Annotated in this window: 2 protein-coding genes and 1 pseudogene; all 3 read right to left on the reverse strand. The window is 39.2% G+C overall.

Annotated elements, in window-relative coordinates; translation table 11 throughout:
• Positions 1-59: 59 nt before the first annotated feature.
• Positions 60-548: a phage integrase N-terminal domain-containing protein gene (locus tag Q1A70_RS19455; protein WP_299695585.1), complete on the reverse strand. Its 489-nt coding sequence runs from the start codon at positions 546-548 to the stop codon at positions 60-62.
• A 519-nt stretch (positions 549-1,067) separates the two neighbouring features.
• Positions 1,068-2,036, reverse strand: a complete 969-nt coding sequence (locus tag Q1A70_RS19460; RefSeq protein WP_299695587.1) for a hypothetical protein — start codon at positions 2,034-2,036, stop codon at positions 1,068-1,070.
• Positions 2,029-2,675, reverse strand: a pseudogene (locus Q1A70_RS19465) (hypothetical protein); the annotation flags it as partial. The gene Q1A70_RS19460 and the pseudogene Q1A70_RS19465, both read right to left, overlap by 8 nt.

Raw genomic sequence — 2,675 nt, forward strand, 5'->3', positions numbered from 1 at the left:
GAATACGAGACAAGGTTCACTCATTACCGCCCATGCTGGGTAAATTTTAACAGTGACAACTATCCTGCCAGAGGGGGTTTATCCGCTTCTTTCAAACGAATTTTCATAGACTCCTCCCTTCTTAAACCGAAAGCAGCTTGTAATCGAAATGAAGCCTGTAAGTAAGGGTTACTAATCAAGTTCAATTGCTCTTCTTTTAGTTCTATAGATTTATCTTGGTTTGTCACATGTACACGCTTAGGAATACCTAGGCTTGTATTACTAGAAGGAAGAACTCCCGGCTTATCTATTTTCTCCAGTAACCAACGAAGGTGAGCAACTCGATTTTTAATAGTTCCAGTACTTAGGCCATTGCTCATCCACATACCAATCACCGCGTTCAAATGTTTTGAACCTAAGTTATGTAGTTGAAGCTTGTTATAGCCGAGCTCTTTCAAGTTTCGATCTACAAGCTTTAGAACCTTCTTGCGTTCAGCTTGTGTTGCGTATGAGCCATTAGGGTTTCTCTTTAATACTAGAGTGACTTTGAACATGAAGTTAGTAGCCATGGTTCTGCTTCCTTATAAAACGTTAAGGCCAAAAAAAGCCGACACTAAGTCGGCTTTATACGGCTATATCAATTGTTCTAATTTCAGAGTGCAGTAACAGAGTTCATTGCGATTTTTGGTTAGTGTTATTGCTCCCACTTTATTCGTTAAAAGTGCCACATCCAATAGATATGATAATAGAGCGGTGCTACTGCGTGAGAAGTTCCCGAACAACTGAACTGGCCGTAAGCCATTATCAATTGGTACTTTGTATAGCCCGAGTGGGCCAGAAATTAGAATGCGCTAAAAGTATTGGGTTTTATTGCAATCATCCGGACAGCGATTGCTGTATTGAAGTGATTCAACCTGATTATTGTATGTAAGGTAGTAACAAGCAAGAAAGGAGGCGCTGAGAGCGTCTATAGCTCCGTGGTCATTCGATTAGCATTCGTAGATAAGGCTTATCAGCTTAGTATTCGCGGGCGTTGTAAGCCCTGTCACTCTTGAAGAGTGACAGGGCTTACTATTTAATAACCGAAGTTAGTACTTACCATTTTCCATACCATGAGTTATGGATGTGATTACAAATTCGCCACTAGCCTTCACACTATGCGGCTTACTTCGTTTATATTCCGAGTATATGCAGCTAACGCCTTGAAAGCTCAAGCCTGCAATAACTGAAGCCAACAAATGTGGCTTTGGACCGAACTGCACTATGGAGACATTGTATTTACTGACTACGGGCCTGATAAGCTGACACAAATTTTCAAATGTTTGAGCCACACTAAAGATAGGAGAACCAACTAAATTCTCACCATTTTTTAACTGGTGCTGTATGAACTGTGAGTTAATACTGCGAGCTTTATCTTCATAATCAGGCAATGAGCCGGGCGAAGATATCACCCCGTAAGCAATATCTGGTTCCAAAAGGTTATAGAAGCTAAGAGGGCCGATTCTATCGAAGCCTAACATAAAGATACCGGCTTTCTTCTTCTTCGTAATAGACGAGCCTTGGCAACCAGGTAAAACTTTAACGTCCCCTAATTCAAAGTCTAAAAAGCCGCTATTTAATGGATATTCAGCGCAAGAATAAACCATTGTGATTTCAATAGGTTTATCGAAGTAATTCAAAAGATAATTTAGTATCGCTGAATACCAGTTCCTAGACATTGAAGAATAATCGATTAGTACTTTGTGTATATCGTTGTCACTTTCAATACCATCCATCACTTGGATAAGACTACGATAAGCTAATTTAATCTCACAATGCTTCAAAGTTACGAAGTTTTTGTACCCTTTCGATCTGAAGAAATTTTCATTTTCCTTGTGAACATCATTTTGTGCACTTTCTTCATATGATAAGACTAAAGACTCTTTGATGTTTTCACTATTAAGTAGGTTAGCTAAGTGAGTACACCTTGGCTCATAACCTGTAGAAAATATCCCTAAGTCAAACTGTGATTGCATGATTTCAGATCGTGATAAATCTTTAATGCGGACATTATTCATTTTCAAATAACTCCATTTGCTCAATCAATCTTGAGCTATTCATTACAGTTGAAATGCTAACAGCCCTTCCCACTCGAGGGAATAAATTGAAATGAGGCGCTAAACAGTTAGCTAAACTGAACACCCCTTCCTTTTCGGGAAATAAGCTTCGCTCATTGCTATCTTTTTTTACAACGGGGTATAACAATCCCAAATCTACAGCAGATTTAATTGCAGCCCAAACACGTTCATCGACCGAATGCTGAATAGTGATAGCTTGAGGCAAGTCAGAACCAAGCTTTTCTTCTAATGTTTTTTCTTTGAAAAAAGAGCCTATCGCTTTCATTAATTCAAATGAACTTTTACCACCTTTTTCAAACTTAATTACTTCCAGCTCACTATGAGAGAAGCTCTTAATCCTCTTACTTTGAACCGTAGCAAGGATCGAGCTCAGTTCTCCACTAGAACCATTCAGTAAGTGGTTAAATAAACGAAATAAACGTCGAGGGTTACCATCCGAACAACGAGAGATGATAGCTACACCACTATAAAGTGATGAATTTGAACTACCAATTCGGTTATGGCCCCCTCTGGCAGGATAGTTGTCACTGTTAAAATTTACCCAGCATGGGCGGTAATGAGTGAACCTTGTCTCGTATT

The sequence above is a fragment of the uncultured Vibrio sp. genome (assembly GCF_947488985.1).
Taxonomy (GTDB): domain Bacteria; phylum Pseudomonadota; class Gammaproteobacteria; order Enterobacterales; family Vibrionaceae; genus Vibrio.